The organism is Bradyrhizobium sp. MOS003 (assembly GCF_003020125.1).
In the GTDB taxonomy this organism is placed as follows: Bacteria; Pseudomonadota; Alphaproteobacteria; order Rhizobiales; family Xanthobacteraceae; genus Bradyrhizobium.
Genome location: NZ_PYFW01000008.1, coordinates 21,038 through 46,965, shown reverse-complemented (window position 1 = coordinate 46,965; position 25,928 = coordinate 21,038). Strand labels below are relative to the sequence as shown.

23 protein-coding genes are annotated in these 25,928 nt (G+C 65.0%); 12 read left to right on the top strand and 11 right to left on the bottom strand.

Annotated features, from left to right (window positions below):
- Positions 1–65: 65 nt before the first annotated feature.
- Genes C7G42_RS27580 through C7G42_RS27570 form a run of 3 tightly spaced genes read right to left on the bottom strand, consistent with a single transcriptional unit; the run spans position 66 to position 3,013 of the window.
- Positions 66–650: an amino acid synthesis family protein gene (locus C7G42_RS27580; RefSeq protein ID WP_106952074.1), complete on the bottom strand. Its 585-nt coding sequence runs from the start codon at positions 648–650 to the stop codon at positions 66–68.
- A gap of 15 nt (positions 651–665) precedes the next feature.
- Entirely contained in the window at positions 666–1,562 is an 897-nt protein-coding gene (locus tag C7G42_RS27575; RefSeq protein ID WP_106952073.1) for a UPF0280 family protein, read from the bottom strand.
- Positions 1,559–3,013, bottom strand: a complete 1,455-nt coding sequence (locus C7G42_RS27570; RefSeq protein WP_106952280.1) for a 6-hydroxynicotinate reductase — start codon at positions 3,011–3,013, stop codon at positions 1,559–1,561. Before C7G42_RS27570 ends, C7G42_RS27575 begins: the two co-directional genes overlap by 4 nt.
- A 273-nt stretch (positions 3,014–3,286) precedes the next feature.
- On the opposite strand from C7G42_RS27570, the gene C7G42_RS27565 reads away from it, so the two are divergent.
- Together C7G42_RS27565 and C7G42_RS27560 are read left to right on the top strand one after the other, a co-directional pair.
- A complete protein-coding gene (locus tag C7G42_RS27565) occupies positions 3,287–3,769 on the top strand; it encodes a (2Fe-2S)-binding protein (RefSeq protein WP_106952072.1) in 483 nt (160 codons plus the stop codon).
- On the top strand, positions 3,769–7,287 hold the full coding sequence (locus C7G42_RS27560; protein ID WP_106952071.1) for a molybdopterin cofactor-binding domain-containing protein: 3,519 nt from the start codon (positions 3,769–3,771) through the stop codon (positions 7,285–7,287). The genes C7G42_RS27565 and C7G42_RS27560 overlap by 1 nt, the downstream gene beginning before the upstream one ends.
- Positions 7,288–7,347: 60 nt before the next feature.
- On the opposite strand, the gene C7G42_RS27555 is transcribed toward C7G42_RS27560, so the two are convergent.
- The gene (locus C7G42_RS27555; protein WP_106952070.1) at positions 7,348–8,316 is read right to left on the bottom strand and encodes a catechol 2,3-dioxygenase; all 969 of its coding nucleotides are present in this window, start codon (positions 8,314–8,316) and stop codon (positions 7,348–7,350) included.
- A gap of 421 nt (positions 8,317–8,737) precedes the next feature.
- Between C7G42_RS27555 and C7G42_RS27550 the strand changes: the two genes are divergently transcribed.
- From C7G42_RS27550 to C7G42_RS27540, 3 genes are all read left to right on the top strand, one after another.
- Positions 8,738–10,495, top strand: coding sequence for an ATP-binding protein (locus tag C7G42_RS27550; protein ID WP_106952069.1), 1,758 nt, complete (start codon positions 8,738–8,740; stop codon positions 10,493–10,495).
- Positions 10,496–10,713: 218 nt separating this feature from the next.
- Positions 10,714–11,292, top strand: a complete 579-nt coding sequence (locus tag C7G42_RS27545) for a peroxidase-related enzyme (protein ID WP_106952068.1) — start codon at positions 10,714–10,716, stop codon at positions 11,290–11,292.
- A gap of 10 nt (positions 11,293–11,302) precedes the next feature.
- Positions 11,303–11,809 (top strand): MgtC/SapB family protein, encoded by a 507-nt coding sequence (locus tag C7G42_RS27540; protein WP_106952067.1) that lies wholly within the window; start codon positions 11,303–11,305, stop codon positions 11,807–11,809.
- Here the strand turns inward: C7G42_RS27540 and C7G42_RS27535 are convergent.
- Both C7G42_RS27535 and C7G42_RS35505 read right to left on the bottom strand, forming a co-directional pair.
- A complete protein-coding gene (locus C7G42_RS27535) occupies positions 11,806–14,619 on the bottom strand; it encodes an HAD-IC family P-type ATPase (protein ID WP_245427993.1) in 2,814 nt (937 codons plus the stop codon). The two genes, C7G42_RS27540 and C7G42_RS27535, sit on opposite strands and share 4 nt — an antisense overlap.
- Before the next feature lie 144 nt (positions 14,620–14,763).
- Positions 14,764–14,907 (bottom strand): hypothetical protein, encoded by a 144-nt coding sequence (locus C7G42_RS35505; protein WP_199581180.1) that lies wholly within the window; start codon positions 14,905–14,907, stop codon positions 14,764–14,766.
- A gap of 269 nt (positions 14,908–15,176) precedes the next feature.
- On the opposite strand from C7G42_RS35505, the gene C7G42_RS35500 reads away from it, so the two are divergent.
- The gene (locus C7G42_RS35500; protein ID WP_174719233.1) at positions 15,177–15,332 is read left to right on the top strand and encodes a hypothetical protein; all 156 of its coding nucleotides are present in this window, start codon (positions 15,177–15,179) and stop codon (positions 15,330–15,332) included.
- 34 nt (positions 15,333–15,366) lie between these two features.
- Here C7G42_RS35500 and C7G42_RS27525 read toward each other — a convergent pair whose 3' ends face one another.
- Positions 15,367–15,996: a ParB-like protein gene (locus C7G42_RS27525; protein ID WP_106952064.1), complete on the bottom strand. Its 630-nt coding sequence runs from the start codon at positions 15,994–15,996 to the stop codon at positions 15,367–15,369.
- Between the two features lie 313 nt (positions 15,997–16,309).
- Here C7G42_RS27525 and C7G42_RS27520 point away from each other — a divergent pair, with 313 nt between their 5' ends.
- From C7G42_RS27520 to C7G42_RS27495, 6 genes are all read left to right on the top strand, one after another.
- Positions 16,310–16,651: a hypothetical protein gene (locus tag C7G42_RS27520; RefSeq protein WP_106952063.1), complete on the top strand. Its 342-nt coding sequence runs from the start codon at positions 16,310–16,312 to the stop codon at positions 16,649–16,651.
- 223 nt (positions 16,652–16,874) lie between these two features.
- Positions 16,875–17,162: an acyl carrier protein gene (locus C7G42_RS27515; RefSeq protein ID WP_007592476.1), complete on the top strand. Its 288-nt coding sequence runs from the start codon at positions 16,875–16,877 to the stop codon at positions 17,160–17,162.
- A gap of 10 nt (positions 17,163–17,172) precedes the next feature.
- On the top strand, positions 17,173–17,643 hold the full coding sequence (locus C7G42_RS27510; RefSeq protein ID WP_106952062.1) for a 3-hydroxyacyl-ACP dehydratase FabZ family protein: 471 nt from the start codon (positions 17,173–17,175) through the stop codon (positions 17,641–17,643).
- A complete protein-coding gene (locus C7G42_RS27505; RefSeq protein ID WP_106952061.1) occupies positions 17,640–18,845 on the top strand; it encodes a beta-ketoacyl-ACP synthase in 1,206 nt (401 codons plus the stop codon). The genes C7G42_RS27510 and C7G42_RS27505 overlap by 4 nt, the downstream gene beginning before the upstream one ends.
- A gap of 18 nt (positions 18,846–18,863) precedes the next feature.
- Complete coding sequence (locus C7G42_RS27500; RefSeq protein WP_106952060.1) at positions 18,864–20,141, top strand: beta-ketoacyl-ACP synthase; 1,278 nt, start codon at positions 18,864–18,866, stop codon at positions 20,139–20,141.
- A gap of 8 nt (positions 20,142–20,149) precedes the next feature.
- Complete coding sequence (locus C7G42_RS27495) at positions 20,150–21,082, top strand: lipid A biosynthesis lauroyl acyltransferase (protein WP_106952059.1); 933 nt, start codon at positions 20,150–20,152, stop codon at positions 21,080–21,082.
- A gap of 100 nt (positions 21,083–21,182) precedes the next feature.
- Here C7G42_RS27495 and C7G42_RS27490 read toward each other — a convergent pair whose 3' ends face one another.
- The 4 genes from C7G42_RS27490 to C7G42_RS27475 all read right to left on the bottom strand — a co-directional run bounded on the left by C7G42_RS27490 (position 21,183) and on the right by C7G42_RS27475 (position 25,899).
- On the bottom strand, positions 21,183–22,292 hold the full coding sequence (locus C7G42_RS27490) for a polyamine ABC transporter substrate-binding protein (protein ID WP_106952058.1): 1,110 nt from the start codon (positions 22,290–22,292) through the stop codon (positions 21,183–21,185).
- A gap of 6 nt (positions 22,293–22,298) precedes the next feature.
- Entirely contained in the window at positions 22,299–23,480 is a 1,182-nt protein-coding gene (locus tag C7G42_RS27485) for an aminotransferase (RefSeq protein WP_106952057.1), read from the bottom strand.
- A gap of 7 nt (positions 23,481–23,487) precedes the next feature.
- On the bottom strand, positions 23,488–23,814 hold the full coding sequence (locus tag C7G42_RS27480) for a rhodanese-like domain-containing protein (RefSeq protein ID WP_026202463.1): 327 nt from the start codon (positions 23,812–23,814) through the stop codon (positions 23,488–23,490).
- A 156-nt stretch (positions 23,815–23,970) separates the two neighbouring features.
- The gene (locus C7G42_RS27475; RefSeq protein ID WP_106952056.1) at positions 23,971–25,899 is read right to left on the bottom strand and encodes a potassium transporter Kup; all 1,929 of its coding nucleotides are present in this window, start codon (positions 25,897–25,899) and stop codon (positions 23,971–23,973) included.
- Positions 25,900–25,928: the final 29 nt, after the last annotated feature.

Below are 25,928 nucleotides of genomic sequence, written 5' to 3'. Positions count from 1 at the left end.
TGAACTCTCTTACGTCTTCTGCGTGATCTCATCGGAGAGGCTATGCCCGCCTCCCGCTCCGAGTTCTATCTCAAACCGTCCTCGCCTTTCACTTCCGCAACCGTCAGCCCGCCGACGCGCGGCAGTGGACGACCGCTGTCAGTCACGGCGACCGCGACCATGATCTCGTTGGCGCGCGGCGCGTCGTTGATCTGCACCTCCATGCCGTCGAAATGGCTGCGGACGAAGGCGGCATCCTTGTGCCCGAGCGGGATGTCGAGCGTCGTGCCCGGCCCGCTACGCTTCTTGGACGACGGGATCAGCGCCGCGCCCTTGCTCAGCACCTTGCGCACCGGCGCGCCCATCTTGGGATGGAGGATCGCGGCGGCATGCTCCAGTTCGCCGTTCTCGCCGACGGCCGCGGCCTTGCCGTAGCTCTGCGCCTTGGCGCCGTCGATGCCGAGCGCCGCCACCGCGCGCTTCGACAGGAGCTCGCCCAGTTCCTCGCCGATCGCGATCAGGAGCGAGAGGTCTTCGACATATTGTCCGGCAAAGGGATTTTCGATGACGGCAATCGCCGCCGCGCGACGGGTCGGCGGCGAGACCTGGCGGCCCATCTCCATCTGAGTCTCTTCGACGACGGTGACGATCTTGCGGATGATCGCGCTCATGCTTCGCTTCCCCGTTCAGGCACAGACCGCGTTCTCCGGCAAAGGCGGACGCGTTCGTTGCCGTTCAATATCTTTCGGTCCGATGACAAGCATATCACCACAAAGCTGCAGGACGGCACCCTCGATCAATCCGCGATCGAACAATTGACGTGCACATTCCGCGCCAGATTCGAGCGCCGTCGCGATCTCATTCTGCGACAATACACCGACATTGCGGGTCACAAGTCGCGCGCCGAGGTCGCTGTCCGGCTGCAGCTCGTTTGCGGGCATCCGCATGATGGCGGGATGCCCGGGCAGATCGACGGCGTTGGCTATGACGGTCGCAGCGGCATCGGCCCGCGACGCGGTCGCCGCCAGCACTGTCACCGCATCGGCAATGCCAAGCGAAAAACTGCGGCCGTGCCGTCCGCTGGTCGCGATGCCGCGCACGGGATCATCGGCGTCCACCTGCATCGTCCGCATCACGCCGTCGCGATCAGGTCGGTCCATCAGGCCGACGGAGAAATATTCGGCATCACCGAGATGAAGCGCGATGTCGCCACCGTTGTTCACATAGACGCGGTCCAGCGTCGCAGCGCCGAGCATCGCGCCCAGAATCTCCTCCGCCACGCTGCCGGCCACCGCGGCCATCGGCGTGATGAAGCAATCGGCGGCATAGGGCGCGACAGCGGCGTGCATTCGACGCGCAACCACGCCCTTCAGCGAAGTGCGTGTCCCGGCGGCGCTCCGCAGTTCAAGCAATTCGGCGCAGAGTTCGTCGAGCAGCCCGGTAAACCGCCGTGCCGCGGCCTCGTAAGCCGCACGCACATCTGCCGCGCGTCCCCTCGCCTCGACGATCAGGTCGATCGGTCCATCCTGCAAATGCAGCCGCCGGCCATCAGACAGCAATGCGATTTGCGGGAGCCTCGTCATGACCGCGGTCCCGGAATCGGGTTCTGCCACGGCAGCTGACGCACATCGTCACCGGCCTGCACCTCGGCGAGCGGCTTCACGTAATCCATGTGACCGCCAAGCGCGGCGTAGTCGGACAGCTTCATCGTGAATTCGATCGGCGCGACCAGCGCCGGGGTCGGCACATAGCCGAACGCGCCTGACGGCATCTGCGTCACGTCGACCATGTAGGTGATGCCGCCGCCCGGCCAGACATAGACCGGCGCGCCGCCGCTGGTGACACGCGTCAGCGCATCCTTCACCGACCGTGTCAGCCGCACCGGATTGTCGGTGACACCCGCGCGCAGCGAACCGCCGGCTCCTGCCATGAACAGCACCGTGCACAGAGCCGGCTCGCAATTCTCCTGGATGCGCTCGACCGAGAACTTCAGATCGGCCGGCATCTCGGTCTCGACCGGCTTCAGGGCCTCGTCGAGCACGTAATAGGACGAATGCTCGCCGGTCGTGGAGACCATCAGCATCGAGAGACCCGGCTTTGCCTCCTTGGCATCGAACGGCCCGAGGATCGCGAGCGGATCGGAGATGTTGGTCCCGCCCCACCCCGTGCCGGGATCGGCGACCTGGAAATAGCGGCCGGGCGTCGAGCGGCGGCCCTTCATCTTGATGCCGGTGTCGGCGATGTCGAGCAGCTTGCCGGCCTGATGCTCCGAGAGGACGCCGGTGATGTGATCGTCGACCACGACGACCTCGTCGACTTTGCCGTGCCATTGCTTGGCGAACATGCCGATTGTCGCCGAGCCGCAGCCGACGCGCATGCGCTCTTCTTTCATGCCGTTGACGATCGGCGGCTGGCCGGCCTGCACCACCACGTTCGCGCCGCCGTCGATGGTCAACTCGACCGCCTTGCAATTGGCGAGATCCATCAGCGTGTCGCAGGTGACGCGGCCCTCCTTCTTGGAGCCGCCGGTCAGGTGATGCACGCCGCCGAGCGACAGCATCTGTGAACCGTATTCGCTGGTGGTGACGTGACCGACCGCCTCGCCCTGCGCGCGGACGATGGCGGTCTCAGGCCCCAGATAGCGATCGGTGTCGATCTTCACCTTGATGCCGCAATAGGAGAAGATGCCCTCGGTGACCACAGTCACCATGTCGACGCCGTCGACCTCCGCAGAGACGATGAACGGCGCCGGCTTGTAGTCGGGATACGTCGTGCCTGCGCCGATCGCGGTGACGAATGTGGAGGGTTCGTGGACGATCTTGCCGTCCCAATCTTCGGTGCGGCTGAACGGGACCAGCTTGCCGCCATGCGAGACCGTGCGCTCCAGGATCACATGCGGATCGACGCGGACGAGCTTGCCGTCGTGGTTGGCGTAGCGATCGCAGGCGCCCGCGGCGCCCGGCTTGATGTAGCACATCACCGGACAGGCATCGCAGCGGATCTTGTCGATAGCAGCGCTCGTCGTTTCCATCATCACCATGTCAGAGCCAGCGAGACCGCGGTTATCATTCGTATACGAACGATGGTGCGCGCGCCCCGGATGGCTGTCAAGCGGCGGTGCAGCGCAAAAGATGCGGCTGCTGCATAAAACCTCATTTGCCTATCCGCTCTGTCCACAAAGAAGGCAGCCGCGCTGCAGTGCGGCATGCACGGCTTGCACGTTTGTGTACAAACGGTATCGTCGCGACGTAGATTTTCGCCACGACTTGGATTTCGACACGACTTGGCCGAGCGTTTGGAAACGAGGATGACGCAGACACCGATCCGTCTCACCGTGAACAGGGCGATCCACGAGGTCGCCGCAGCGCCGGAGACGCCGCTGCTCTACGTGCTGCGCAACGACCTCGCGCTCAACGGCCCGAAATATGGTTGCGGCCTCGGCGAATGCGGCACCTGCACTGTCCTGATCGACGGGGCCCCGGCCCGCTCCTGCGTGATCCCCGTCAGTGGCTGCGCCGGCCGCGACATCGTGACGCTCGAAGGGCTCGGCACGCGCGACAAACCTGACGTGGTGCAACAGGCCTTCATCGACGAGCAGGCCGCGCAATGCGGCTATTGCCTCAACGGCATGATCATGACCACCAAGGCGCTGCTCGCGATCAACCCGCGGCCGACCGAGCAGGAGGCCCTCGCGGCGCTGCGCTACAATCTCTGCCGCTGCGGCACCCATGTCGAAATCCTGCGCGCCGTGATGCGCGCTTCAGGCCAGCTCACCGAGGCCGTTGATTGATGGCTTCCCCTGCCCCTGATGAAGCTGAGCGCCAATCCGGCTCGCTCGTGGTCGTCCGCACCGTGGACGAGCTCACCTCCGAGACCTTCATCCGCATCACCGCGGATGGATCGGTCAGCGCCTATAACGGCCATGTCGATCTCGGCACCGGCATCCGTACGGCGCTGGGACAGATCGTCGCCGAAGAGCTCGACGTGTCCTTTGCGCGCGTCGTCGTGGTGCTCGGCGACACCGCGGTGGTGCCGAACCAGGGCGCGACGATCGCCAGCGAAACCATCCAGATCACCGCCGTTCCCTTGCGCAAGGCAGCGGCCCAGGCGCGGCAGTTCCTCATGGCGCGCGCGGCGGAGCGGCTGGACCTGCCGGAGGGCGATCTCAGGATCGAGGACGGCCTCGTGCGGGGGCACGACAACCGCAGTGTCAGCTATGGCGAGTTGATCGGGAGCGAAGAGATCCGGCTCGAGCTTGCCGACGATGTCGAGGTCAAACCGGTGGGCGATTACGCCATCGTCGGCCAATCCGTCCCGCGCGTCGACCTGCCCGCCAAGGCCACCGGCGAATTGACCTTCGTGCACGACATCCGCGTGCCCGGCATGCTGCAGGGCCGCGTGGTGCGCCCGCCCTATGCCGGCGTCGATGCCGGCCCGTTCGTCGGCACGAGTCTCATTGCCGTCGATGAATCCTCGGTGCGCGACATCCCCGGACTTGTCGCGGTGGTGCGTATCGGCGACTTCGTCGGTGTCGTCGCTGAGCGTGAGGAAAATGCGATCCGGGCGGCCGAGCAGCTCAAGGTGAGCTGGAAGCCGACGCCGGCATTGACCGATCTGTCCGACGTCGAGACCGCGCTGCGCGCCAATCCATCGACGCCGCGCACGCTGATCGACAAGGGCGACGTCGATGCGGCGATATCAGGCGCGGCCAAGCCGATGCAGCGCACTTACGTATGGCCGTATCAGATGCACGCCTCGATCGGCCCATCCTGTTCGGTTGCCGATTTCAGCGACGGCAATATCCGGGTCTGGTCGGGCACGCAAAACCCGCACGTACTGCGCAGCGACCTCGCGCTGCTGATCGAGCGACCCGAGAGCGATATCGAGGTGATCCGGCTGGAGGCCGCCGGCTGCTACGGTCGCAACTGTGCTGACGACGTCACCGCCGACGCCCTGCTGCTGTCGCGTGCGGTCGGGCGCCCCGTGCGCGTGCAGCTCACGCGCGAACAGGAGCACGCCTGGGAGCCCAAGGGCACCGCGCAGCTCATCGATGTCAATGGCGGGCTCGATGCCACCGGCGGCATCGCCGCTTACGATCTCGCCACCCGTTATCCCTCGAACGCCGCGCCGACGCTGGCACTGCTGCTCACCGGGCGCATTCCATCCGAGCCCGCCGTGCTGCAGATGGGCGACCGCACCGCGATCCCGCCCTATGATTACGACCACATGCGCGTCGTTACCCACGACATGCCGCCGATCGTGCGCGCCTCCTGGTTCCGAGGCGTCTCTGCGCTGCCGAACACCTTTGCGCACGAATCCTACATCGACGAAGCCGCGACCGAGGCCGGAGTCGATCCGATCGAATACCGCCTGCGCTATCTGAAAGACCATCGCGCCGTCGATCTCGTCAACGCGGTCGCCGAACGCGCGGGCTGGACGCCGCGACCGGTGCGCGAAGAGAAGGACGGCGACATCTTGCACGGGCGCGGCTTTGCCTATGCGCTTTACGTCCACAGCAAATTTCCCGGCTATGGCGCGGCGTGGTCGGCCTGGGTCGCCGACGTCGCGGTGAACAAATCGACCGGCGACGTCAGCGTGACGCGGGTCGTCGCCGGACAGGATTCCGGGTTGATGATCAATCCGGACGGCGTGCGCCACCAGATCCACGGCAACGTCATACAGTCCACCAGCCGCGCGCTGAGGGAGGAGGTCTCGTTCGAGCGCGGCGCGGTGGCGGCGCGGGAATGGGGCGCCTATCCGATCATCCCCTTCCCCGACGTGCCCAAGATCGACGTGCTGATGCTGCCGCGGGCGGATCAGCCGCCGCTCGGCGTCGGCGAATCCGCATCGGTGCCGAGCGCCGCGGCTATCGCGAACGCGATTTTCGATGCCACTGGTGTGCGCTTTCGCGAGCCGCCGTTCACGCCGGAACGCATCCTGAAGGGATTGCACGGTGAAATATCGCCGATGCCGCAGGCCCTGCCCGCGCCCGCTAAGCCGCCTTCGCGCATCTGGGAGAATCCCTTCGCCAAACGCGCCGGCATTGTCGCTGCGATTGCGGCGGTTTGCACCGCTGCGATCGGCATCGGCGCGGCGCTGCTGCCGGGACGCGCGATCACGCCGATCGCGCGTCCGGATGTATCGGTCTATTCCGCCGCGACAATCGCGCGCGGACAGCAACTCGCAGCGCTCGGCAATTGTGCTGAGTGCCACACCACACTCAACGGCGCGCTCTACGCCGGCGGCCGCGCATTGGAGACGCCGTTCGGCACGATCTACGCGACCAACATCACGCCCGATGTCGAGACCGGAATCGGCGCCTGGTCCTACCCGGCCTTCGAGCGCGCGATGCGCGACGGGCTGCACCGCGACGGACGGCAACTCTATCCCGCCTTCCCGTACACGCATTTTTCGAAGACCAGTGACGCCGACATGCAGGCGCTCTACGCCTACCTGATGGCTCAGCCTGCAGTGCGCGCGACGGCGCCGGCGAACACGCTCGCCTTCCCGTTCAACCTGCGCCCGCTGCTCGCGGGTTGGAATGCGCTCTTCCACCAGACAAAGGAATTCAAGCCCGACCCCACCAAGTCCGAAGCCTGGAATCGCGGCGCCTATCTCGTGGAGGGCCTCGGCCATTGCAGCGGATGTCATTCGCCGCGCAATGCGTTGGGCGCCGAGCAAGGCAACGCCTACCTCGCCGGCGGCTTTGCCGAGGGCTGGGAGGCGCCGCCGCTGACCTCGCTCTCGCATGCGCCGATCCCATGGAGCGAGGACGAGCTGTTCGCCTATTTGCGCACCGGCCATTCGCGCTATCACGGCGTCGCTGCCGGCCCGATGGCACCTGTCGTCCGGGACCTCAGGGCCCTACCGGACCAGGACATCCGCGCGATGGCGGTCTATCTCAATTCATTCAACGACGCCGCCGCCGATGCGGATGCGCTTGCTGCAAAGCTCGAGAACGCAACCCAGGTCACAACAGGCTCTTCGACCGGCGCGCGGCTCTATCAAGGCGCCTGCGCCGTTTGCCACGAGGTCGGCGGCCTGCCGCTGTTCGGCGCGCGGCCCTCCCTCGCGCTCAACAGCAATCTGCACAGCGCGACGTCGGACAATCTCGTGCAGGTCATCCTGCACGGCATCGCCGAACCCGTGTCGAGCGACCTCGGCTACATGCCCGCGTTCAGAAACAGCATGAGCGACGCGCAAATCGAGGAACTCGTCACCTTCCTGCGCAAGCAGTTCGCGCCGGACAAGCCGGCATGGACCGGGGTGCGGGAGACGATCGCACGCGTGCGGACGTCGGCGCACTAGCGTTCATTCCGTCATTCCGGGGCCCGAGCGTAGCGATTGAGCCCAGAATGACTCGAAACACTACCCGTGCTTCTTCACGTCCACCGGCGGCGTGCCGTGGGTGTGGAAGGACTCGATCGTCTTCAGCCCCCACGCCTGGCCCTTCTTGCGCTCCTCCTCGGTCCACACGATCGGCTTCCAGTCCGGCGCGAGGATCAGGCGGGCGCCGGCATTGGCGACTTCGACGCGGTTGCCGCCGGGCTCGTAGACATAGAGGAAGAAGGTCTGCTGAATCGCGTGCTTGTGCGGGCCGGTCTCGATGTGGATGCCATTCTCCAGGAAGATGTCTGCAGCGCGCAGAATCTCCTCGCGGCTGTCGAGCGCGTAGGTGACGTGGTGGAAGCGGCCCGGCACGCCTGAATGGTCGAGCGAATAAGCGAAGTCATAGCTCTTGTTCGACATCGTCAGCCACATCGCGGCTTCCCGTCCGTCATTGAGCACGATCTGCTCGGTGAGGCGGCAGCCGAGGTAATTCTCGAAGAACTCGCGGTTCGCCTTGATGTCGACGGCGAGGCAGTTGAGATGATCGAGCCGGCGGACATTGACGCCGCGTGCAGGAAAGCGCTGCGCCTGGTTCTTCAGCGCCGGCTTCAGCTCGGGCGGCGCCTGATACCATTCGGTCTCGTAATAGAGCTCGACGATGTGGCCGTCGGGATCGCGGCAGCGGAAAGTCGGCCCCTGCCCCATGTCGCCGTCGATCCAGCCGATGTCGAAGCCGGAGCCCTTCAGCGCGGCGACGCGGCGCTCCAGCGCCTGCTGGCTGCGCGCGCGCAGCGCCATGTGCTCCATGCCTGAGGTCTTCGAAGCCGTCAGCTTGAGCGAATAGCGCTCGTAATCGTCCCAGCCGCGCAAGTAGACCGACTCGCCCTTCTGGCCGCTGACGGTCATCCCCATCACGTCGACGAAGAATTTCAGGCTCTCGTCGGGCTTCGGCGTCATTAGTTCCATATGGCCGAGATGGGCGAGATCGAGGATCGGTTCGGGCTGCATGGTCTCCTCCAGGGCATGGCTGCGATCCGCCGGACCGGATCTCGCATCCGGATGCAGTGCTCATGATTGGCTCATGCCTCCGGGCGGCACTCGAGGCCGCGGGTTCATTTGTACTAATGTACAAATGATTAGGTCCCGTCAACAAATCAACGTGTGCAGTTCGGTGCAACCCGGCGCGCACCGCTGTGACCGGCCGTCCTCCGAACGGCCGACGGAGTGCCCGGATGGTAAAATCTTCCTTAATCGCACTCATGCTCAAAGGCCCGGAAAAGCAGCATTTTTGAGCCGATTCCGCCGCCAAGTATGCATTCGGAACAAACCTATCGACCGAATTGTCGCAGATTTAAGAAAACGCCTGCACCTGCCGCTTAACCGTTTGTCCAGCCCCCGGCTCGCATAGTCAGGGCCAAATTCCTCGCTCATGCCAGGTTCATTCATCGTGACATCCTTTGGACGTGTGATTTCGGTACGCGGATCGCTCGCCCGGGTCGGGCTGCTGGCTGAAAGCCAGATGCCGATCTCGGAAGTTCGGGCGACCGTCGGCCGCTTCGTCAGTATTCGCAGTTCCAGTTCGGTCATCGTCGCAATGATCACCGAGGTGTCGTGCGAGAACCTGTCGAGCAGCGACAATTATATCGCGGTCGCATCGGTCGACCTGCTCGGCGAGATCCTCAACGCCAGCGACAAGCCGAAATTCCAGCGCGGCGTCACCAATTATCCGACCATCGGCGATGCCGTCGATCTCATTACCAGCCAGGAGCTGCGCACGATCTACGCGCCGACCGGCTCGGACCAGATCAATGTCGGCTTCCTCCAGCAGGACCGCTCCGTCATCGCCTATGTCGATGTCGAGGAAATGCTGTCCAAGCATTTTGCGGTACTGGGATCGACCGGCGTCGGCAAATCCACCGGCGTGTCCCTGCTGCTCAACGAGATCCTGAAGGCGCGTCCCAACCTGCGCATCTTCCTGCTCGACGTGCACAACGAATATGGCCGCTGCTTCGGCGACCGCGCACTGGTGCTCAACCCGCGGAACCTGAAGCTACCGTTCTGGCTGTTCAACTTCGAGGAAATCGTCGACGTGCTGTTCGGCGGCCGCGCCGGCGTACCCGAGGAGCTCGACATCCTCGCCGAGGTGATCCCGCTCGCCAAGGGTGTCTACACCCAATACCAGAACGCCGACCGCATCGGCCTCAAGCGCATCGATCCCAAGCAGATCGGCTACACCGTCGACACGCCGGTGCCCTATCGCCTGGTCGACCTGATGTCGCTGATCGACGAGCGCATGGGCAAGCTCGAGAACCGCTCCTCGCGCATCATCTATCACAAGCTGATCTCGCGCATCGAGGCCGTGCGCAACGACCCGCGCTACGCCTTCATGTTCGACAACGCCAATGTCGGCGGCGACACCATGGCCGAGGTCATCAGCCTGCTGTTCCGCCTCCCCGCCAACGGCAAGCCGATGACGGTGATGCAGCTCGCCGGCTTCCCGGCCGAGGTCATCGATTCCGTCGTCTCGGTGCTCTGCCGCATGGCCTTCGATTTCGGCCTGTGGAGCGATGGCGTCTCGCCGCTGCTGTTCGTTTGCGAGGAAGCGCATCGCTACGCCTCCGCGGACCGCAACGTCGGATTCGGGCCGACCCGCAAGGCGGTGTCACGCATCGCCAAGGAAGGCCGCAAATACGGCGTCTATCTCGGTCTCATCACCCAGCGTCCGGCCGAGCTCGATGCCACCATCATCTCCCAGTGCAATACGCTGTTCACGATGCGTCTTGCCAACGAGCGCGACCAGGCGCTGCTGCGCGCCGCCGTGTCGGACGCTGCCGCGAACCTGCTGTCCTTCGTGCCGTCGCTCGGCACGCGTGAAGTGCTGGCCTTCGGCGAAGGCGTCGCGCTGCCGACCCGGCTGCGCTTCAAGGAGGTGCCACCGCACCAATTGCCGCGCGGCGAGGCCACCATCAGCAGCGTGCCTTCGGTCACCTCCGGCCACGACATGCATTTCGTCGGCGCCGTGCTCGAACGCTGGCGCGGCGCCACCTCGCAGCGCGACGTGCCGAACGATCCGGTGTTTTCGGCTCCGCCCGCCAAGACGCTCTCCAACGTCGAAGCCCCGATGCTGCAGCCCTCCATGGGGCTCGATCCGGATCGCTTCTCGCTGTTGAAGAAGCCGCTGCGGTAGCTTCTCGCGTGTCCCGGACGCGCTGCAGCGTGCAACGCTGCCGCGCACGGCCGGGACCCATCCCACATGCACGACACGCTCGGATACACAGGCCCCGGCTCTGCAGCGCACCGCCAAAGGGGCGCTGCGCTGCGTCCGGGGCACGAGAGCTTCGGACACCTCTGGAGCGTCCCTCCCGCATCGACTATGGTTGACGGCCCCAAGCCGGAATCCATGCCATGACACAGCCCGCACAACGCTTCCCCGCTCCCGCCCTCGATACGCTGCCTGACGACATCCGCACGCGCCTTCTCGCCGTGCAGGAGAAGAGCGGCTTCGTGCCGAACGTGTTCCTGACGCTGGCCTACCGTCCCGACGAGTTTCGCGCCTTCTTCGCCTATCACGACGCGCTGATGGAGAAGGACGGCGGCCTCAGCAAGGCCGAGCGCGAGATGATCGTGGTCGCGACCTCTGCCGCCAACCAGTGCCAGTATTGCGTGATCGCCCACGGCGCGATCCTGCGCATCCGCGCCAAGAACCCGCTCATTGCCGACCAGGTCGCGGTGAACTACCGCAAGGCCGACATCACGCCGCGGCAGAAGGCGATGCTCGATTTCGCGATGAAGGTCTCGGCCGACGCGCAGCGAATCTCCGAGGAGAATTTCGCCGCACTCGCCCCGCACGGCTTCAGCGACGACGACATCTGGGACATCGCCGCGATCTCCGCCTTCTTCGCGCTGTCGAACCGGCTGGCGAATTTCACGGGCATGCGCCCGAATGACGAATTCTACCTGATGGGACGCCTGCCGAAGAAGTGACGGACAAGACATGACCGGGATGGACTGGCCAGAGATCCTGCTGCGCCTCGGCACCGCGACATTCGCCGGCAGCGCGATCGGCCTCAACCGCGACCTGCACGGCAAGCCGATCGGACTGAAGACGCTCGGCATCGTCGGACTCTCCACCGCAACCGTCGTGCTGCTCGCGGTGCAGTTCGCCGAGCCCGGCAAGATCACCGATGCGGCGAGCCGCGTGATCCAGGGCATCCTGACCGGCATCGGCTTCCTTGGAGCCGGCGTCATCGTCCACGAGAGCGATCGTTTTCGCGTGCGCGGCCTGACCAGCGCGGCCTGCACCTTCCTCGCCGCCTGTCTCGGCATTGCGTGCGGCGCCGGGCAATGGAAGATCGTGCTGGTCGCGCTGACCTTCACGTTCGTGCTGCTCACGATCGGCCGCCGCGTCGAACGCTGGCTGCATCGCGCCCTCGGCGGCAAGGAAGATCCGCACCATGCGGAGGCTGTGCCGAAGACCGGCTCCCACCAGGACGGCGTCTAGAATCGCAACCGCCGTGCCCATATCGGCTTCAGCAGTTCGAGCACCGTGAGCACCAGCAATCCCGCGCCGAGGGTGACCATCAGATCGTCCAGGTGCAGGGGACCGAACCGGAAGAGACTGGACGCAGGCGGCCAGAACAGGGCCGCGGCAAGAACGAGAGCGATCGACAGGAATATCCAGAGCAATGCCGGATTCGGACGGAAGAAGGCAGACAGGAAGGACGGGCTGAAGGACCGGTTGGCCAGCACCAGCGCGACGATGCAGGCGACGAGCGCGATGAAAGCCAGCGTACGCGCCTCTTCGGGCGGCACGCCCCAACGAAGCGCGACGAGGAAGATCGCAGCGATCAACACAAATGCAACAACGCCCTGCAGGACGCTCCAGCCGACCAAGGCCCACGAGAACAGCTCAGCATCAGCGCGCCGCGGCGGGCGGCTCATGACATCGTGCTCCTCCCGCTCGGCTTCAAATACGAGCGAGCAGACGGGGTCGATGATCAGCTCCAGAAACGCGATGTGAACGGGGCCGAGAACCAGAGGCAGCCCGAAAACCAGCGGCAGCAGGGCAAGTCCCGCGATCGGCACGTGGACGGCGAAAATGAAGGCCATGGCCTTGCGCAGATTGTCGTAGATCCGGCGCCCCAGGCGGATGGATGCAACGATGGAGCCGAAATCGTCGTCGAGCAGGACGATCGAGGAGGCCTCCCGGGCGACATCGGTGCCGCGGCCGCCCATCGCGATCCCGATATGGGCCGCCTTCAGCGACGGCGCATCGTTGACGCCGTCGCCGGTCATCGCGACGATCTCGCCGTTGCGCTTCATGGCCTGAACGATCCGAAGTTTCTGCTCCGGCAGGACCCGCGCGAACACGTTCACGTTCCTGACGAGTGCCTCCAGCCCGTTCTCGTCCGCGAGCTTGATCTGCTCGCCGGTCGCGACCTGGTTGACGTCGAGCCCGGCCTGCCCGGCGATCGCCAAAGCGGTCGCCGGATAATCGCCTGTGATCATGACGACGCGGATGCCGGCCGAACGGCATTCGGCGACCGCCTCGGAGACGTGCGGACGAAGCGGATCGGCCAACCCGACCAGACCGAGGAAGCGAAACGAAAAGCCTTCCTGCGAGCTCGGCAGGGCCTCGCCGTCGCAGGTCGCAGCGGCGACGCCCAGCACGCGAAGACCATCCTTCGCCATCACCGCGACCGCGTCCCGCATCGCGTCCTGATCCGCCGCATCCAGCTTGCAGAGGCGCGCAATCGCTTCGGGAGCGCCTTTGGCCGAGGCGAACACCGCCTCGGACGATTGCCAAACCTGGGTCATCGCCAGCAGTTCCGGGCGAAGGCCGTAGCTGCGGATCAAGATCCGAGCACCCGGGATTTCATCATCCTCCGGCAGGCTCGCCTGCGCAAACGCGTGCAGGGCCTTCTCCATCGGATCGAACGGTTGGGCCGAACTCGCCAGAGCACTGCAACGCGCCAGCTCGAAAAATTCTGCTCCCACGGGCGCCGCCTGCGACGACGCCAGATGCACGCTCGCCCCGTCGGGCAGCCTCAGTTCCGCGACCGACATCCGGTTCTGCGTCAGCGTGCCGGTCTTGTCGGTGCACAGCACGGTTGCGGAGCCCAGCACCTCGATCGCGGCCGCGCGCCGCGTCAGCACCCGCGCCCTCGAGATCCGCCAGGCGCCCATGGCCATGAACACCGTGAGGACGACGGCAAACTCCTCAGGCAGCATGGACATGCCGATCGCGATGCCTCCGAGCAGCGCCTGCAGCCAATCTCCGCGCAACGTTCCATAAAGCAGGACGGCAGCGAGGCTGATCGCCGCGCCGCCGAGAAAGCAAAGCCGCACGAGCCGTGCGGTCTGCTGCTGCAGCCGCGGCGGCTCCTGTTGCAGGCTGTGCAGCGACAGTCCTATCTTTCCGATCTCGCTACGAGGGCCGGTGGCATCGACCTCGGCGAGGCCCTCGCCTCGCACGACCAGCGAGCCCGAATACACGAACGGCAGGTCATCGCCGCCCGGGCGATGTTCAGCCAAAACGGCCTTTTCAGTCGAGGATGCTTTGGCGAGCGGCGTTTTGATGGCCTGCTTGCGAACCGGAACCGATTCTCCGGTCAGCAGGGACTCGTCGACCGCCAGATCACGCGCGCTGACGAGGACTGCATCTGCCGGGATCCGATCGCCCTCAGCCAGCATGAGGAGATCGCCGCGGACGACGTCCCGGCCCGCGATGCGCCGGCGCTCGCCGTCCCTGACCACGAGCGCTCGCGGACTGGTCAGCTCCCGCAACGCCTCCAGCACGCGCTCGGTGCGGGCTTCCTGCACGATCGTGATCACGACGGAGATCGCGCCGAATGCCGCAAGCAGCAGGGCCTCGCGGAGGTCGCCGAGCAGCAGGTAGATCAGCCCGCCGCACAGAAGGAGCGCGAGCATCGGCTCTCGCAACACCTCGAGCACGATACGCAGCGGCGTGCGCCGTTCGGGCCGAGGCAGTTCGTTGTAACCGTCCTGTTGCAGCCGCAGCCGGGCCTCTGTTTCGCTGAGCCCGGCCGGACTGCCGCGTTCTGCGTTGCTCACGTCTTCCGCCGCATGCTCCAGAGACTTCCAGCGCCCACGACGACTGTCACGAGCAAGACGGCGACGAAGGTCTGGATGATCGTGAAGTTCAGGGCATCGCGTGCGACGAACAACGCGGTGAGCGCGCCTGCGGCGATAAAGACGATGCGAAAGATGAGGCTCATGGTCGTGTCTCCGGCCAGCATGACCTGGAGCCGACCTCGCCCTCGCCATCGGGGCGCAACGCTGCTTCGGCAATCATGCAGCCGAACTTTAACCGACCGCAACGACGTGGACTTGCGGCAGGTCAAGCCTGATCCGGCCGGTCGACGGGTGCGACGTGATGTCGACGTCGCAGCGATCAGCCGCTGCATCGCTCGATGGCGGCAGAGCGCCAGGCCGCTAGCGCTGCGCCATCAACTCGAGCGCCGGAGCAAAGCGCTCCGCGAAAGTCAGCGACTTGGCGTGATGAACCGCGGCAAACGATGCCGAAATTCCCGCCGAAGCGACCGCGAGCAAGGCAATTACGAAAACCAGACGGCGCATGTTCGCCTCCTGTGTGAGCTCGACTACCCCATAGAGATGGGACGGCTCTGTTTCAGGACGGCTTCATGGGCGCGGAAATTGATGTCACTCAAGCGACTGTGATGGGGTTCGGCTTATCAGGGCACAAGCCATAACCAACTAACAATCATCGGCGCGTTTTGCGGCGGAATGCAAGCGGCGATCGGAATGTTACAGCCGCGTTTGCAATCCCAGGCAATGCGACGACGAGCGGCATTCGCTGGCATGTGGAGTCATCGAGGACTATCCAAATGAAGATCGTGATCCAGAAGCTCAATGGCCTGTGGCACCTCATCGTCGGGTCGTACCAGATCCGAACGCCTTTCCTGGACACCCAGGATCGCGCGCTGGTGGTCACCTACGCTCGCCGCGCCTATCCCGGCGCCAGGATCTTCCAGCGCGACTGACAAGAGGCATCACCCCACGCGATGCCCCAGGCCTCTAGTCATCGTCTTCCGGACCGCACCAGCCGGGCAGATAGATCGCATCCTTGCTCTTGGCCGCGGACATCGCCTTCTCGAGCGCCTTGTCGAAATCGGCCTCCACAACCTTGCGCGAAACCTTTCGGCGCAGGAAGTCGGCCCACAGGAATTCGGAGAACGGCGTGGTATCCTTGGCGAAGCCGCCCAGGCGGCGCAATTCGCCGGCAAGGCTGCGGAACGGATCGTCCTTGAGATCGGCGACCGATTTCGGCAGGTCGCGGAACCGTCGCCGTTCGCCCTTGGCGTCGTAAGGATAGACCCAACGCTTGTTGTCCATCACGCCCCAGAACGCCTCGCGCTCGACCATGCGGAGGTCGCCGACGATGGTCACCAGCACCTCCTTGACTCCTTCGTCGTGTAGCGCGCGGCCGAGATGATGATGGTCGATCACGTAGTACCGCGCGTCTGGGCCGTAGACGACAGGGATCATGTGCTTGCCGAGCAGATCGGCCTGCTTCTTCTTGTCGTGCTCGCGCCAGCGCTTGCGCTTCTCCTTGACCTCGCGCATGCCGACCGTCATCTGCGTCGGCCGGAGCGACAGGATCGGGACCGGATGCACTCTCGGCTCGCGCGCGTTGGTCGTGGTCATGGTCGAAGGCCCTTCGGACGGCTGCAACTGACGGTACAGGTTCCCCGACTATGGCATGGGCCATGCGGCGGCAAAACGTGTTCGCGAGGACACCGAGATCACAAGCCGATGTAAGCGGCGCAACCTTGGTTGTTGTTGCAACGCAACCCTCGTGCCGGTTTCGGCATGAGGGCCGGTTCCGGCAATCGCTCCACACCGGTCCCTGCAAAAATAGTGCAAGCGCACGAATGCACGCGGGTATTGAGAAGATTTCCTGCGACGTGTTCGTCACGTATGCTATCTAAAATCGCTGCTTTGGAGTGATCCCCGCCCCATGACGACCCAGCGGCCCATAAGCTCTGACGACGAGCACCGGGTGCTCCAGTTCAGGCCGCGCACCTCGCCGTCCCCAACGGCCCGCCGCGGTAGCGGTACCGTGCAGCCGTTGCACGTCACGCCCGAACCGCTCGACCTGTCCCGCTACGAGCAACCCCGCGCCGAGCCGGACGATTTCCGCCATCGCATGCTCGCCAACATCGCGGCGCTGGCCTTTACCATCGCGCTGACTGCAATCGGAATTTGGCTCGCGGTCAGCATCGCCGACCTGCGCCGGACTCAGGATTGCGTGCTGATGGGCCGTCGCGACTGCGCCAAGATCACGACGCCGCATATCTAGGCCCGCCTGGCCGCCGGCCCCGGCGGGTAAGGGACACCAGCGGAGCATCCCCAGCCCTGTCTCGCCGCCCGCCCGGCTCCATTGAACTCAGGGCTTCGCTCCGATATACGGGCTTTCGACCCGGCCAGAGGGGGGTTGAGGGCGTCATCAGGGGCGCGATGCCCACCCACCGTGCCACTCTGGACAATCTGATAAATATCCGCAATATATCAAAGGCTTAGTGATGTCTTCCACATTCGATCAGGTCGCCACGATCATCGCTGAAACCTGCGACATCCCGCGCGACACGATCACGCCGGATAGTCATGCCATCGACGATCTCGGCATCGACAGCCTTGATTTCCTGGACATCGCGTTTGCGATCGACAAGCAATTCGGCATCAAGCTGCCGCTGGAAAAGTGGACCCAGGAGGTCAACGACGGCAAGGCGACCACCGAGCAGTATTTCGTGCTGAAGAATCTGTGCGCCCGCATCGACGAACTGGTTGCGGCCAAGGGCGCGAGCGCCTAAGGGCGCGGTCATGCAACTCGAATACTTCCACATGATCGATCGGATCGTCGACCTCAAAGTCGACGAGAAGACGATCGTCGTCGAAGCCCAGGTCCCCCAGGAGAGCACCGTCTTCGAGGGGCACTTCCCGGGTTACCCCTTGATGCCCGGCGTGCTCCTGATCGAATCGATGGCGCAGGCCTCGGGCTTTCTCCTGCTCGGCGTGTTGAAATTCGAGCGCATGCCGATTCTCGCGGCCGTCAAGGAAGCCAAGGTCCGCGGCTCGGTTTTTCCGGGCGAGCTGATGACGCTCGAGGCGAGCGTGGCCCATGAGGGCTCGGGCTATGCCATGACCGAAGCCAAGATCAGGGTCGGTGGCAAGCTGCGCGCCAATTCCTCGCTGACCTTCACGCTGATCCCCTTCCCCAATGCGGATATGCGCGGCTACATGGCGAAAGTCGCCGAGCGCGTCGGCTTTCCGCAACAGGCCGTATCGCCATGACTGACACTGCTTCGAAGCCCGGCCAGACCGAAGTCTGGATCACCGGCATTGGACTCGCGACCTCGCTTGGCGAGGGCCTGGACGCCAACTGGGCCGCGCTTTCCGAGAAGCGCATCAATGTCGACGAGGAGCGCTTTGCGCCCTACATCGTGCATCCCTTGATGCCCGTCAGCTTCGACAGCCAGATCCCGAAGAAGGGCGACCAGCGCCAGATGGAAGCCTGGCAGCGCATCGGCACCTACGCCGCCGGCCTTGCGCTCGATTCCGCCGGGATCAAGGGCAACAAGGACATCCTGTCGAAGATCGACATGGTGGTGGCCGCCGGCGGCGGCGAGCGCGATCTCAACGTCGACACCGGCGTCTTGACGGCCGAGGCCAAGGGCGCGAACGCACCCGGCTTCCTCAACGAGCGGCTGATGAGCGATCTCAGGCCGACGCTGTTCCTGGCGCAGCTCTCCAACCTGCTCGCCGGCAACATCGCTATCGTGCACGGACTCGGCGGCACCTCGCGCACCTTCATGGGCGAAGAGGTCGCTGGCGCCGATGCCGCCCGCATCGCGCTTGCGCGCATCGCCTCGGGCGAGAGCGACATCGCGCTGGTCGGCGGCTCGCACAATGGCGAGCGCAAGGACCTGCTCGTCCTCTACGAATTCGGCGATTTCAACCTCAAGGACAAATTCGCTCCCGTCTGGGCGCGCAAGGATCACGCCGGCTTCGCGCTGGGGTCTGCCGGCGCCTTCCTGGTGCTGGAATCGAAGGCGCATGCGCAAGCGCGTGGCGCAAAACCGTTCGCCAGATTGACGAGCGTCGTCGCCGACCTCGCCCGGCGCAAGCAGCCCGGCGACATGGCCGCGACGCTGGAGCAGCTGTGGGCCAAACTGCCCCGGCGCGAAGGCAAGGGCGCGATCATCTCGGGCGCGACCGGTGCAGAACCTGCGACGAGCGAAGAGCATGATTTCCTGAAGGGCCATGCCGACTTCCCGGTGCGCTCGACCGGCACGATGTTCGGCCACACCATGGAGACGCAATTCCCGCTTGGCATCGCGCTCGCCGCGCTGTCGATCTCGCGCGGCGCGCTATTCCCGCCGAACGATTCGACGGGCACCGAGATTGAAATGCAGGGAGCGCCCACCCAGATTGTGGTGGTCGGAGCCGGACACTGGCGCGGCGAAGGCATGGCGCTGGTCGAGGCAGTTGGCTAGCTCACCCGGGGGATCGACATGACTGCACCACGCGACAAACTCGAGCGTCCCGTCGTCGTCGTCACCGGCATGGGCATCATGACCTCGCTCGGTGCCGGCAAGGCCGACAATTGGGCCAAGCTCGTCGCCGGTGAATCCGGCATCCGCACCATCACGCGTTTTCCGGTCGACGGCCTGAAGACCACGATGGCAGGCACTGTCGATTTCGTCAGCGTCGATCCGTTCTCCTCCACCGGCCTGTCCGAGCGGATGGCCGAGCTCGTGACGGAGGAAGCGCTCGCGCAGGCCGGTATCGGCGCCAAGGCCGATTTCCCAGGCCCCCTCTTCCTCGCGGTCGCGCCGGTCGAAGTCGAATGGCCGCAACGCCGCGAACTCGGCCGCGCCGTCGGCGCGCCGGATTTCACCTATGACGATTTGCTGCGCATCTCCGGCGGCGGCAAGTACAGCGCCTATCATCACCGCTTCATGTTCGGCTCGGTGGCCGCTTATCTCGCCGAGACCTTCGGCACCAAGGGCTCGCCCATCTCGCTGTCGACGGCGTGCGCCTCGGGCGCGACCTCGATCCAGCTCGGCGTCGAGGCGATCCGCCGCGGCGAGACCGACGCTGCGCTGTGCGTGGCGACCGACGGCACCGTGAATCCGGAAGCCCTCGTGCGCTTCTCGCTGCTCTCGGCGCTGTCGACCCAGAACGATCCGCCGCAGGCGGCCTCCCGCCCCTTCTCCAAGAACCGCGACGGCTTCGTCATGGCCGAAGGCGCCGGCGCGCTCGTGCTGGAAAGCTACGAAGCCGCCACCGCGCGCGGCGCAAAAATCCTCGGCGTGATCGCCGGCTGCGGCGAGCTCACCGATTCCTTCCATCGCACCCGCTCGTCGCCCGACGGCAAGCCGATCATCGGCTGCATGAACAAGACGCTGGCCGATGCCGGCATGACGCCGGACCAGATCGACCACATCAACGCGCACGGCACCGCGACGCCCGAGAACGACAAAATGGAATTCAACACGACATCGGCCGTGTTCGGCGAGCTCGCGCAGAAGATTCCGGTGACGTCCAACAAGTCGATGGTCGGCCACACCATCTCTGCCGCCGGCGCCGTGGAAGCAATCTTCTCGCTGCTCACGCTCGAGCATCAGCGCATCCCGCCGACGATCAATTACGAGACGCCGGATCCGACGATCCTGTTCAACGTCGTCGGCAACAAGGCGCGCGATGCCCGCGTCACCGCGGTGATGTCGAACTCGTTCGGCTTCGGCGGCCAGAACGCCTCGCTGATCCTGACCCGCGAACCGGCCTGACCGGACGCATGGCGCTGATTCCTATCAGCACGAAGATTCGCGCGCGGAATGCAGCCAAATCGATCAGCGGAAGCCTGATCGGCGCGGCCACCGTCGGCATGCTGCGTACCACGCGCTATTTCGATCCGGCCAAGACTTCGGACTTTTTCGCGCGCGTGACCAAGCTGATCGGGCCGCGCCTGCGCGAGCACCGCATCGGCCGGGCCAATCTCACCGCCGCATTCCCCGAGAAGTCGCCGGAGGAGATCGAAAATATCCTGATGGGCGTGTGGGACAATCTCGGCCGCGTCGGCGGCGAGTTTGCGCATATGGACCACGTCTGGGATTACGATCGCGACCATCCGGAAAACAGCCGGATCGAATTGCCTCAGCGTAGCATCGAGCTGTTCGACCGCATCCGCGACGACGGAAAGCCGGCGCTGATCTTCGCAGCCCATCTGGCCAATTGGGAATTGCCGGCGCTCGCCGCCGTCGCGCATGGGCTGGATACCGCGATCCTCTATCGCCGGCCGAACATCGCCTCAGCCGACCGCATCATCCAGGAGATGCGCCAGGTCAACATGGGCACGCTGATCCCGGCGGGCCGCGATGCGCCGCTGCGGCTCGCCCAGGCGCTCAAGGACGGCAAGCACGTCGCCATGCTGATCGACCAGTATCTGACCGGCGGCGTCGAGGTCACCTTCTTCGGCCGCAAGACCCGCGCCAACCCGATGCTGGCCCGCCTGCTACGCCAGGTCGAGTGCCCGATCCACGGCGTCCGCATCATCCGCCTGCCCGGCGGCCGCTTCACCGCCGAGATCACCGAGGAGGTCCAGCCGGTGCGTGATACCGAGGGCAAGATCGACATCCAGGGCACGACCCAGGCGATCACCAGCGTGGTGGAAGGCTGGGTGCGCGAACATCCCGAGCAGTGGTTGTGGCTGCATCGCCGCTGGCGGTGATTTGCTCCGTCATTGCGAGCGAAGCGAAGCAATCCAGAGTCTTTCCGCGGAAACGGTCTGGATTGCTTCGTCGCTTCGCTCCTCGCAATGACGGGTACTCTCAGCGCCCCGTCTTCACCCTGGTCCACAGCCGATTGATCACCCGCTGGGTCGCCGGATCGCGCGCGGTGATCACGAACAGTTTCGCGAGCGCGGCCTCGTCCGGATAGATGTTCTTGTCGCCGAGGATCTTCGGATCGACCAGCTTCTGGCTGGCGAGGTTGCCGCTGGCATAGGACAGAAAGTCCGAGTTCTTGGCGGCGACGTCCGGACGGTAGAGATAGTTGATCAGCTCGTAGGCTTCCTTGACGTTCCTGGCGTCCGCGGGGATCGCGAGATTGTCGAAGAACATCTGCGCGCCCTCCTTCGGAATGGCGTAGCCGATCTCGATGCCATTCTTGGCTTCCGCGGCGCGGGCGCGGGCCTGCATGATGTCGCCGGACCAGCCGACCACGAAGCAGATCTCGCCGGTGGCCAGCGCGCTTAAGTATTCGGAAGAGTGGAACTTGCGCACGGAGGGACGGACTTTGGCGACGACATCGGCGGCCTTCTCGAGGTCCGCCTGCTTGGTCGAGTTCGGATCGAGCCCGAGATAGTTCAGCGCCGCCGGAAAGATGTCGTCGGCGGAGTCGAGCATGTGGACGCCGCAATCCTTGAATTTGGCGAGGTTCTCTGCCTTGAAGACGATGTCCCAGCTGTCGATCCTGGCATCCGGCCCGAGGAGCGCCTTCACCTTGGCGACGTTGTAGCCGATGCCCGTCGTGCCCCACATATAGTTGGCGGCGTAGTCGTTGCCGGGATCGTAGGTCGCAAGATGCTTGGTGACCATCGGCCAAGCATTGGCGAGGTTAGGCAGCTTCGCCTTGTCGAGCTTCTGGAAGATGTTGGCCTTGATCTGCCGCTGCAGGAAATAGGCGGTGGGCACCACCACGTCGTAGCCGGATTTGCCGGCCATCAGGCGTGTCTCCAGCGTCTCGTTGGCATCGAAGGTGTCGTAGACCACCTTGATGCCGGTCTCCTTGGTGAAGGCCTCGAGGACATCTGGCGCCATGTAGTTGGACCAGTTGTAGAAGTTGACGACCCGCTCCTCGGCCCTTGCAGGGGTGGAAAGCGTCAGCGCGGCGGCGATTGCAAAGCCGAGGCAAAGCCTGGAGCGGCCGACGTCCCTCATCTCAATCTACCTCTTGTGACCGCGCACCGCGTCCGACAACCGCTCCAGCGCGGTGTCGAGGGTCTCGTCCTTCTTGGCGAAGCAGAAGCGGACCACTGAGGTCACCGGGTCCTGCTCGTAGAAGGCCGAGACCGGGATCGCCGCGACCTTGTAGTCCTTCACGATCCGCCAGCAGAACTCGGTATCGCTCTCGTTCAGCCCGAGCGGCGACAGGTCGACGGTGAGGAAGTAGGTGCCTTGCGACTTCAGCACGGGGAAGCCGAGGCTCTCCAGGCCCTTGGTCAGGCGGTCCCTGCTCCGCGTCAAATCCTTGCGCATCGACAGGAAATACTCATCCGGCTTGCCGAGGCCGTAGGCGACGGCAGCCTGCAGGTTCGGCGCGGTGGTGAAGGTCAGGAACTGGTGCACCTTGGCGGCGACGCGCAAGAGCGGCGGCGCGGCGCAGACGAAGCCGATCTTCCAGCCCGTCAGCGAGAAGATCTTGCCGGCCGAGCCGACCTTGATGGTGCGCTCGCGCATACCGGGAATGGTGATCAGCGGGATATGCTTGTGCTCGTCGAAGGTGACGTGCTCCCACACTTCGTCCGTGATGGCGATGACGTCGAACTCCTGGCAGTAGCGCGCCAGCAGCTCGAGGTCCTCGCGCGGATAGACCACCGCGGACGGATTCAGCGGATTGTTAAAGAGCACCGCCTTGGTCTTTGAATTGAAGACGCTTTTCAGCATGTCCTCATTCAAGCGCCAGTGCGGCGGCTCCAGCCGCACGAGGCGCGGAATGCCACCGGCTTGGCGGATGATCGGCAAGTAAGAATCATAGACCGGCTGGAAGCAGACCACTTCGTCGCCGGGCTGGACCACTGCGAGGATCGCCGAGGTCAGCGCCTCGGTCCCGCCGGAGGTCACCATCACCTCGCTCATCGGATCGAGCTTGAGCCCGTGCCAATGGCCGTAATGGGTGGCGATCGCCTGGCGCAGCTCCGGCAGGCCCATCATCGAGGGGTACTGGTTGTAGCCGTTCAGCGAGGCCTCCGCCGCGGCGCGACGGATGTCCTCCGGGCCGGGATCGTCGGGAAAGCCCTGGCCGAGATTGATGGCGGCGTTGTCGCGCGCGGCCTGCGACATCGCCTCGAAGATGGTGACGGGAAGGTCGGCGAAGACCTTGTTCAGCGCGGAGCTCTTGGTCGTCATCGCGGGGTCAGCCACCGACTTTGCTCGGAAGGCCCGCCGCCTTCCAGCCTAGCATGCCGCCGGCCAGATGCTTGTCGTACGGCAGGCCCGCCGCCTGCGCCGCGAGCGAAGCCGTCACCGAGCGCTTGCCGGAGCGGCAGGCGAACACGACGTCCTTGCCCTGGGGATCCGGGATCGCCTTGGGATCGAAGGTCGAGAGCGGCACCACGACGCCGTAGGGATAGGCCTCGGCTTCGACCTCGTTCGGCTCGCGCACGTCGACGAGGAGATAGCGGCCCTCCGCGACGCCCTTGGAGACCTCGTCCGGGGTCAGATCCTGCACCTGGTTTGCCACATCATCCTCCAACGTCGCGCGTGCCCGCCGGACGTGTCCCGGCCGGCGGCAACCTCGCCTCTCGGCTCACGAAAATCAAGCGCTACAAAGGCTTGAGCCCCGGGGCGCAAGTTAAAGCTAAATCGCAGCGACTTGAAGTGCGGCGTTGCCTGGCGGCTAGATCGTCACCTGGGTGCCGACCTCGACCACCCGGCCGCTCGGGATCTGGAAATAGTCGGTGGCGTCGTTGGCGGAGCGGCTGAGCGAGATGAACAGCCGGTCCTGCCAACGCGGCATGCCGGAATGGGCGGCCGGCTTGAGCGTCCTGCGCGACAGGAAGAACGAGGTCGACATGATGTCGAACTGCCAGCCGAGCTTGCGGGCGATCGCCAGCGCCTTCGGCACGTTCGGCGATTCCATGAAGCCGAACTTCAGCGTCACCTTGGAGAAGGTCGGGCTGATCTGCTCCAGCTTGACCCGCTCGGCCGGATCGATCCGCGGGGTCTGCGCCGTCTCGATGGTGAGAATGACGTTCTTCTCGTGCAGCACCTTGTAGTGCTTCAGGCTATGCATCAGTGCGGTCGGCGCGCTGAGCGGGTCCGAGGTCAGGAACACGGCGGTGCCGGGCACCCGTTGCGGCGGCCGCTTCTCCAGCATCGCCACGAGATCGGCGAGCGGGAACTCGAGCTTGCGCGATTTCTCGAACAGCAGCCGGCTGCCGCGCCGCCACGTGTACATCAGGATGATCATGAGCGCGCCGAGCGCCAGCGGCACCCAGCCGCCCTCGAACACCTTGAGCAGGTTGGCGGCCAGGAACGTGAGGTCGAGGAACAGGAACGGCGCAATCAGCGCTCCGGCCGCGAGCGGCGACCAGCGCCAGACCTTCCAGATCACGACGAAGCCCATCATCGCCGTGACCACCATGGTCCCGGTGACGGAGATGCCGTAGGCGGACGCCAGCGCGCTGGACGAGCGGAACAGCAGCACCAGCAGCACCACCGCGACCAGCAGCAGCTGGTTGATGCGGGGAATGAAGATCTGGCCGGAATGGGCTTCCGACGTATGGCGAATTTCGAAGCGGGGCAGCAAACCGAGCTGGATCGCCTGGCGCGTCAGCGAATACGCGCCGGTGATCACCGCCTGGCTGGCGATGACGGTTGCCATGGTGGCGAGCACGACCATGCAGCCGCGGAAGAAGCCTTGCGGGAAGAGCTGGAAGAAGGGGCTGACGATGGCGCCGGGATCGCCGAGCACGAGCGCGCCCTGCCCCAGGTAGTTCAGCGCCAGCGACGGCAGCACGATGAACAGCCAGGCGGTCTGGATCGGCCGCTTGCCGAAATGGCCGAGGTCGGCATAGAGCGCCTCGGCGCCGGTGACCGCCAGGAACACCGCCCCCAACGTGACGAAGCCGATGATGCCGTGGTGGAGCATGAAAGAGACCGCATAGAGCGGGTTCAGCGCGTACAGGACTTGCGGCTGCTGGATGATGGGATGGATCGCCGCCACGGCAAGGACAGCGAACCAGACGCACATGATCGGGCCGAAGAAGGCGGCGACCCGGGCAGTTCCGCGCGATTGCACGGCGAACAGGCCAACCAGGATGATCACGGTCAGCGGCACGATATAGGGCTCGAACCGCAGCGTGACGTCTTTCATGCCCTCGATCGCCGACAGCACCGAGAGTGCCGGCGTGATCACGGCATCGCCATAGAACAGCGCACCGGAAATGATGCCGAGCAGAACGATGGTCGCCCCGCCGGTTCCGACCGCGCGTTGGGCCAAGGCCATCAGCGCCAGTGTGCCCCCCTCGCCATTGTTGTCGGCGCGGAGCAGGATCACGACGTATTTGAGCGTGACTACCACGATCAGCGCCCACAGGATCAGCGACAGCACGCCGAGCACCGCAGCCGGCGTCGGCACCCCCTCCGCGCCCGAGGCGGCCATCACCGCTTCACGGAACGCGTAAAGCGGGCTGGTGCCGATATCGCCATAGACAACCCCGATGCTGCCAAGCGTCAGCGCCCTGAAGCCGGCGGTCGTGTGGGCGTCGCCATGCCCATTGGCCGCCGCCGTTTCCGGGGCGGAAATCACTACGTCACTTGTCATGGGAGAGCCCGATGGCCTCTAAAATGCTT